The organism is Candidatus Babeliales bacterium, assembly GCA_035944115.1.
GTDB lineage: Bacteria > Babelota > Babeliae > Babelales > Vermiphilaceae > DASZBJ01.
This window is the reverse complement of sequence record DASZBJ010000025.1, coordinates 1-8563: the sequence shown is the minus strand read 5'-3', so window position 1 is coordinate 8563 and position 8563 is coordinate 1. Positions and strand designations below refer to the sequence as shown.

Below are 8563 nucleotides of genomic sequence, written 5' to 3'. Positions count from 1 at the left end.
TAATAGAATGTTGCTTCGGAAAAATGAAACATTTTAGACGGGTTTTTTCACGTTTTGATAAATCAAAGCGCAATTTCCTGTCTTTTCTTGCATTTGTGGGAGCATGTTTATGGTTACGATAAAAACTCAACAGAACCTAATTGAAGGTACTTATTTGAGTAGTGGACCAAGCAAGGAAAACTTTTGGATTTTAGAAGGTTTTCTTACTGATGATGTTAGTTCGTACAGCATACCTTTCTATAGAGAATTTTTAAATGATCCTAACCAGATAAAGACAGGGGGTAATTATTCAGTAATTGAGAAAGAAGGGGATGATGTGCTGATTGGTTGTGAGTTTGAACCTATTTTATTTGAACCATGTATACAAATGCCCCAAAAAGAATTATTATCCATCCTTGATCAATGGGAAGCGCTTGTTAAATTGCGACCGGCAGAAATAATTATCTTTAAAAAAAATGATTCATACATTTTAGAAGGACGAAATCTTGTTGCATAGAATAGTTAAGACAATGAGTAATTTTATGAGTAGATTCAGTGGTACACCAAAAAAAACCGTAGAATCTCTACAGAACGTAAAATGCTGTAGAACAAGGTTTCCAGCTGATTGGTCACCAGAAAAAGTTATGGAAAAAATTCAAGAATCTTTATCGAATCCAATAAAAAAGCCTAGTCGCGAGAGGGACCGATGGGTGTATGTAGGAATTACAACAGAAAAGATTCTTATTACAATAATTTTTGATCTCGCAGGAGAATTGGTTACATCATATCCTATGTTATAAGGGGATTATATGGATTATGCGAAACTTGTTTTGGTAGAGAACGTTTACCTTTTTGATGGATCCACACTAGATATAGGCATATTGGCAATGCTTCTTTCAGATGATATTGGATTACAGAGGATATCATCATTTAAAGAATTTTTAATCGATAACAATTACGCTAATATTGCCGGTAATTATACTATAGTGGAAAAAAAGAGTGATAATGTTTTGCTTGCGTGTCGGTTTGATGATGATTTTGAACCGTGCATACAAATGCCCCAACAAGAATTACTTTCAATTCTTGATCAATGGGAACAGTTAGTTAAATTGCGGCCAGCAGAAATAACTATCTTTAAAAAAGGCGATTCATATATTTTAAAAGGATGTAACCCTCATTAAATCCCGTTCTAAAACTCACGTTAAATTACTCAACATTTAACAAAATATCCCGTACAATAAGAAAAATTGTGTAACTATTAACCGTTTATTAATGAGGTCTCCATTGCATGGAACAACATTTTACGCACCTGCATCTTCATACTGACTTTTCGCTCCTGGATGGAGCGATATCTCTTGATGCACTCATTAATTATGGCAAAGCAGACAAAGTAAAAGCGCTTGCCATCACTGATCATGGTAACATCTTCGGCGCGGTAAAATTTTTCCAGAAATGTAAGAAAGCGGGTATCAAACCGATTTTGGGCATCGAAGCATACTTTACCGACGATGCTGCCGTAAAATCATCGGACAATAAATATTATCACCTTATCTTGTTGGTTCAAAATGAGATTGGCTATAAAAATCTATGCAAACTAATCTCATTCTCTTTTCAACAAGGTTTTTATTTTAAGCCTCGTATCGATTATGCGATTTTGAAACAACATTCAGAAGGCTTAATTGCTCTATCGGCATGCCTTGGTGGTCATATTCCAAAATTGCTCATGAACGGTCAAATTCAAGAAGCAGAAGAACGGATGGATTGGTTTCTGGAAGTATTTGGACGAGATCGTTTTTACTTAGAAGTACAACCAGAAGATCAAGCAGTGCAGGCAAAGCTTAACAGCATGCTCTATGAATGGAGCGCAAAAAAGAATATCTCACTAGTTGCAACCGGTGATTGCCATTATCCAACACCGCAAGATCATTATGCGCATGAAGTAATGCTTTCTGTTCAAACGCATAACAAGATGGATGACCCTAGCCGGTACACATTTGGCGATTGTCGCGTGCATATCCGAACGCAAAGCGAAATGCTTGAGCTATTTAAAGATCATCCGGAAGCGGTGTGGAATACCGGCAAAATAGCTGACATGTGTAATTTTGATTTCGAAACGGGCAAACTATTTTTCCCAAAATTCCAAGTGCCTGAATCATTTACTCCAGAATCATATTTCCAACATTTAGCTGAACGCGGTCTTAAAAAATTAAAAGATGCTGACCGCATCGTCATGACGCGAGAGCAGGAATATGATGATCGTCTGAAAATTGAAATGGATTTAATTATCAGCACCGGATTTGTCGGTTACTTCTTGGTGGTGAGTGATTTTATTCAGTGGGCACGGGCGAATAATATTCCCGTAGGACCGGGTCGTGGATCAGCAGCTGGATCGCTCGTTGCATGGGCGCTTGAAATTACCAATATCGATCCGTTGCAATATAATCTTCTTTTTGAACGATTTATTAATCCCGAACGGGTCAGCATGCCCGATATCGATATCGATTTCTGTATCGAAGGCCGAGAAACGGTTATCAATTATGTCCGCGATTTATATGGACATGACAAAGTATGCCAAATCATCACGTTCGGTACCATGATGGCAAAAGGAGTGCTGAAGGATGTAGCACGCGCACTGGGCTTTTCATTTGAAGATTCTAATAGCATCACTAATTTAATTCCTGAGCAGCTGAAGATAACGCTCAACGAAGCACTTGAACAAGAACCTAAGCTCAAAGAGATGATCGCCAGTAATCCAAAAGTAAAACAGCTGTTTGATATCTCGTTACGGCTTGAGGGACTCACCCGCCATGCATCAAAACATGCTGCCGGTATTGTGATCTCACCAGAGCCGATTGATGAAATGTTACCGGTGTATATTCCGCCAAAAAGTAATGAATTGGTAACACAATATGCAATGACCGAACTTGAAAGCCTTGGTTTTTTAAAAATAGATTTTCTTGGACTCAAAAACTTAACGCTCATTGACCGCGTCGTAAAATTAATTCAAAAAAATCATGGTGTGTACCTTGATGTCGACAAACTACCGCTTGATGACGCAAATACCTTTGCACTCATTTGCGCAGGCAAAACGTCGGGAGTCTTCCAGTTAGAATCTGATGGCCTAAAAGAGGTGCTGCGCAAACTGCAACCGGAAAAATTTGAAGATATCATTGCGGTAAACGCGCTCTATCGTCCTGGACCGCTTGGTTCTGGAATGGTCGATGATTTTATTGAACGAAAACATGGGCGACAAAAAATTCCTTATTTGTTTCCTGAGCTAAAGCCAATTCTTGAAGAGACGTACGGCGTTATTGTCTACCAAGAACAGGTGATGAAAATTGCTTCCACCATCGCCGGTTACTCGCTCGGAGAATCCGATATTTTACGTCGTGCAATGGGTAAGAAAAAAGCGGACGTCATGGCAGAGCAACGAGAGCTCTTTTTAGTACGGGCAAAAGAACGGCAATTCGATGCCAAAAAAGCGGGCGAACTCTTTGACCTTATGGCCTACTTTGCCGGGTACGGATTTAATAAATCGCACTCTGCTGCATACGCACTCATCGCATATCAGACCGCATTTTTAAAGGCAAATTATTTACCCGAATTTATTGCATGCCTTATTTCGCTTGAAGCAACCCATGCAGAAAAAATGGCATTTTATCTGCAAGAAGCAAAAGATATGGGATTGGAAATTCATCCTCCCAACATTCATGAATCAGAAGTCGATTTTAGCGTAAAAAATGGCAACCTCCTTTTTGGACTGCAAGGAATCAAAAACGTTGGACTTGCTGCTTTAGAAAACATTATTCAAGTAAGAACAAAAAAACCGTTTGCAGACATCCTCGACTTTTGCACTCGTATTGATTTACGGACTTCTAATAAGCGAATTATTGAACATCTTATTTTGGCAGGCGCTCTTGATACATTACCCGGTAACCGTGCACAAAAACTGGCTGAATTAGGCCGCATCATGGATCTTGCTGTAGAAAGAAAACGTGCACTCGAAACCGGACAAATGGATCTGTTTGGATTGATGAACAATAAATCATCCGACATCCAAGAGCTCTACGCTTTCACACCGCTTGCAGAGCTAACGGATAAAGAAAAATTAGAAAAAGAAAAAGAGGTTGTTGGTTTTTATCTGAGCGCCCATCCACTAGAAACATATAGCAAACAGCTGAAAATGCTCAATATTGCAACCTTCACCGACCTACTGGAAGCGTCAAAAAAAGAGCTCCGTAGCGAAGAAGCAATTGTAACCGGTTGCGGCATCATAAAAAGTTTCCGTAAAATAGTCACCAAAAAAGGTGACCCTATGGCGTTTGTACAACTTGAAGATGCCAGTGGCGCTGCAGAAATAATTCTCTTTCCCCGTGTGTTTAAGAAAGTAGAAGCATGGCTTGATGCCTATCAAGTTTTTGTCATCAAAGGTGGGCTCGATCTCGCTTCCGATCAAAAGTGTAAAATAAAGGCCAATGAATTTGTGCCTATAGAACTGTTTTTCCAAGAATGGGGCGCAATTACCAAAGCATCATTTGCAATTCCTGAGTCCATTGATGAACGGCAAGTAGAACAGCTTAAAAAAAGCCTTATTAAGGGCAAAATTCCTCTTGAGCTTACCCTGCATGAAAATGGCAAACATTTAAAAATAACCACTCGTGAAAAGATAGCTCTGGATATGGAAAATATCCAATCGATTGAGCAGTTCAATATTGATATTACGCTAGAGGCGTAGATGAGGCCTTTTTAAGGGTGTTTTATCAACGCAAGTTCGATCTAAGAAATTAGTTTTTTTGTCTATACTCAGTAAGAAAAGAGTATTACGCGCTATAGAGGATTGCTATGGAGAAAGATGTTGTCTATCGTCGTTGCGCGCCTGCGAAGCAATCCAGTGAATTATGCGCCGGTAAGGCGCGACAAAAGAGATATTTATTTGGATTCATTGTTTTATTATCTGGATTGCTTCGCAGGCTCGCAACGACTGAAGGCTATATCTCCTGATCGTACCGCTACCCCTTCGTAGACATGATGAACCCCATCTTTACATGGAACCTACGCAAATCTGGCCTTTTAAGCGTATTTTACTGGAGATCGCACCCCCTTTCCCCTCTAAATGACATCTCCTCAACAAAACCATTGAGTTTTCTATGAGAAATCAAATAGAATAAAAATAAAAACAGTTTGATTCTTTTGGGGGTTGCAATGAAAGCTATACATATAATAAAAACATTATTCCTGAGCGCTTTAATACTAGGCCCTGTAAACCTGCATAGCGCTGGCACCATACAAGCAGAATACGCAAAAGTTTTATTTACCTCTCCCGATAATCCAAACATCAAGGTTTGTGCTCGTTATTACATAAAAAATAGCGGAAGGTACCATGAACATGGCTTTAAGATTACTCTCTACGAAGCTCACGCCCATAATCTAAAAAATAACAAACCTGTTGGATATATACATTGCACAACAAACGAAAATACTCATCGCGCGCATATAGAAGCTATATACGTTAATCCAAAAGAACGCAGAAACCGATATTTCTACCTCCTCTTACAGTTGGCATTGCAAGAATGTACAAATCGAGGATTTGAAAAAGTAACGTTAACTCCAATGGGATTTGAGACTATACCTACCGAAACATTAGAACAAATATACAGTATGACCGGAGCAAAACCCAGCAGCAAACTTGGAGACATGGAATACGACACCTCCCTACTCGAAAAACAAAAACCCAAAAGCTTTGATGTAAAAATTCTAAATGATCTTATGTACTATAAAAATCTGCTGGCAGCAGCCTGGAAAAACGATCTAAAAAAACTTATCTCTGTCTTGCATGAAGGAGTTAATCCTAATTCCCATGACCTTGACCCCCTATCAGAAGATACAGCCCTCATGCTTGCAGCGCGCGCTGGCCACTTAAATATTATTAAGCATCTCATTTCACAAGCAGGTGCTGATGTAAACATAACTACTGGAATGCACAAATCTAAATACTCTCTTCTTACCGCGATGATAGGCAATAAACATTTTACAAAGCATGATATCGCTGAAATTCTACGCATAAGCAACTTTACTCCAGAAATAAAAGAAGAAGCCATTGAATATGCTCGACGCGACTACATAAATCGTCCGGATATTGCTGAACTCATCGAAAATTATGACAAGCCAAAGGCCAAACTATAAAAACAAATGGAGAGTTATTATGAAGTTAAAAAATATAATAAAAACGTTATTCCTAGGCAGCATTTTATACAGCGCCACGACCATCCACGCTGACCAAGAATATGCGAAAGTCCTTTTTGATATACCGGAAGAAAATATCTCGATTTGTGCCCATTATATCATACTTGATGATCGTTTTGGCATCGATCTCTATGAAGCACAGACAAATAACCTAAAAAACAATGATTGTGTGGGAAGGATAAGATGCAGAGCTGACAAAAAAAGCAATTTCGCCTACATAGCTCTATTATCTATTGAGCAAAAAGCACGTAAAAAAAATTACGGCCGCATACTCGCACAACTCGCCTTACAAGAATTTGCAAATCAAGGATTTAAAAAAGTCATTTTCGCACCTGCGGCAATCGATAATGTACAAACAGAAACGTTACGAAAAATATACATGGCTGGAGGCGCTCGGGCCGCTCTTCCAGTACCAATTTCTGGAATTGTTATACACAAAACAACAAAGAAGGCGAATCTCGGTTTAAAAGAAACGGGATTCGATCTTATGGAATTCGATATTTCAGCATACAGTAAGATGCCACCTGAACCATTTGAAGACGTCCTTGGCGAACTCTTTCCCCCAAAAGCGAAACTATAAAAATAAATGGAGCGTTAGAATGAAACTAAAAAATATAATAAAAACCACCATTCTTGGCAGCCTCCTATGCAGCGCCGCAATCATGGTGGCAAGCGAGGAATACGCTAAAGTCCTCTTTAAGCTGCCCAATGAAAAACTCCAAGTTTGTGCACATTACAGTATAGAAAAAACATTTTTTAAAATTGCTCTGTATGAAGCAAAAATACATAATCTTAAAAACAATAGATTGATTGGTTTTATAGAATGCACAACAAACAAAAATGTTCCTGAAGCATATATAATCCTGCTGTATATTATGCCTGAAGCCCGCCAGAAAAATTATGGCCGTCTCATTGCCCAACTCGCGTTACAAGAATTGGCAAATCAAGGATTTACAAAAGTCGCTTTTATCCCAGGACAAATTGACACCGTAAAGACAGAAGTCCTGCGCGATCTATACAAAGCAAGCGGAGCTACGCCAACTCCAGGAAATAAAAAGGAAATGGAATATGATATTTCAACATATCTCAAAACAGCTCCTGAACCATTTAATTCAAAAAAACTCTCTGATGTTATGTATTATACAAAACTCCTTCAGGCAGCAAGAACAGATAACCTACAAGAAGTAAAACGAATATTAAAAAAGGGAGTAAGTCCAGAAGCTCAGGAGGAAAAAGAAGGACAGACAGCACTTATACAAGCAACCATTGCAGGACATTCTAATATTGTACACTATCTTATCTCTCAAAACGCTCCCCTAGATACAAAAGACTTAGCGGGTAAAACAGCCCTGATGCACGCTGCCAACGCTGGTCATCGCGATATCCTCAAATATCTAATCGCACACGGAGCTCGCGTAAATGTGCAGGACAAGTACGGTCTCTCTGTGCTGATTACCATGATGAGAAACAAGCGTTTTACAAAAGATGATCTTAATGAAGTCCTACGCATTGGCCATTTTACTCCAGAAACAAAACAGAATGCTGCCGATTTTGCACGTCACACTAAACGCCTGGATATCGCTGAGTTAATTGAACATTACAATCAACCAAAAGCCAAACTATAAAAATAAACGGAGAGTTGTTATGAAACTAAAAAATATAATAAAAGCCACCATTATTGGCAGCTTCCTATACAGCGCCGCGATCATACAGGCGGACCAAGACTATGCGAAGGTTCTTTTTGATGTGCCTGATGCCAACCTAAAAATCTGCGCGCATTATGATCTAAAGGATACAGAGTTCCATATTAGCCTTTATGAAGCACAGGCAAACAACCTAAAAAATAATAAATATGTCGGATACATAAATTGTAACATATATACTGTGGACAATGCGGGTCGCGTTATAGCAGGAGGCCCCATTGCTTTTATAGAACTATTATATGTGGATCCAGCAGTACGTAAAAAACAATATGGTCGCCTTATTGCCCAACTCGCATTACAAGAATGTGCCAATCGAGGATTTAAAAAAGTAACTTTTATACCACAACAAGTTGATGTCGTAAAAACAGAAACATTACAACAAATGTATAGTGCTGGCGGATCTAAAACCGGAGGAATATGGGGCGGCATGGAGTATGATATTTCAGGATTCAGCAAGATAGAGCCTGAACCATTTAAAAATATCCTCCCTGAACTTATGTATTAGACCTCTTCTGAAACTCATTTAGTTAACTCAAAATTACATATTCCCGCAATGAGATTAAAACGTAATCCAAACCTCTTTCTTCGATTACGGTACTTGTCAGAAACTATTTTGAATCGTTTTATCATTCCAATCA

Annotated in this window: 10 protein-coding genes; 9 read left to right on the top strand and 1 reads right to left on the bottom strand. The window is 38.9% G+C overall.

Features of this window, described 5'->3' with window-relative positions; all coding sequences use genetic code 11:
* From VGT41_02905 to VGT41_02865, 9 genes are all read left to right on the top strand, one after another.
* The coding region (locus tag VGT41_02905) for an IS5/IS1182 family transposase (protein HEV2601222.1) at positions 1-122 on the top strand (122 nt) is incomplete at its 5' end.
* A complete protein-coding gene (locus tag VGT41_02900; protein HEV2601221.1) occupies positions 110-496 on the top strand; it encodes a hypothetical protein in 387 nt (128 codons plus the stop codon). The genes VGT41_02905 and VGT41_02900, both read left to right, overlap by 13 nt.
* Positions 497-521: 25 nt before the next feature.
* Entirely contained in the window at positions 522-779 is a 258-nt protein-coding gene (locus VGT41_02895) for an EndoU domain-containing protein (protein ID HEV2601220.1), read from the top strand.
* Positions 780-788: 9 nt separating this feature from the next.
* Complete coding sequence (locus VGT41_02890) at positions 789-1160, top strand: hypothetical protein (GenBank protein ID HEV2601219.1); 372 nt, start codon at positions 789-791, stop codon at positions 1158-1160.
* Between the two features lie 107 nt (positions 1161-1267).
* Positions 1268-4714, top strand: a complete 3447-nt coding sequence (gene dnaE, locus VGT41_02885) for a DNA polymerase III subunit alpha (GenBank protein HEV2601218.1) — start codon at positions 1268-1270, stop codon at positions 4712-4714.
* 467 nt (positions 4715-5181) lie between these two features.
* A complete protein-coding gene (locus tag VGT41_02880; GenBank protein HEV2601217.1) occupies positions 5182-6162 on the top strand; it encodes a GNAT family N-acetyltransferase in 981 nt (326 codons plus the stop codon).
* Between the two features lie 19 nt (positions 6163-6181).
* On the top strand, positions 6182-6802 hold the full coding sequence (locus VGT41_02875) for a GNAT family N-acetyltransferase (protein HEV2601216.1): 621 nt from the start codon (positions 6182-6184) through the stop codon (positions 6800-6802).
* A gap of 19 nt (positions 6803-6821) precedes the next feature.
* Complete coding sequence (locus tag VGT41_02870) at positions 6822-7847, top strand: GNAT family N-acetyltransferase (GenBank protein ID HEV2601215.1); 1026 nt, start codon at positions 6822-6824, stop codon at positions 7845-7847.
* Between the two features lie 19 nt (positions 7848-7866).
* A complete protein-coding gene (locus tag VGT41_02865; GenBank protein HEV2601214.1) occupies positions 7867-8430 on the top strand; it encodes a GNAT family N-acetyltransferase in 564 nt (187 codons plus the stop codon).
* Between the two features lie 14 nt (positions 8431-8444).
* Here VGT41_02865 and VGT41_02860 read toward each other — a convergent pair.
* Positions 8445-8563: IS5/IS1182 family transposase (locus VGT41_02860; GenBank protein HEV2601213.1), on the bottom strand; the 119-nt coding region annotated here is incomplete at its 5' end.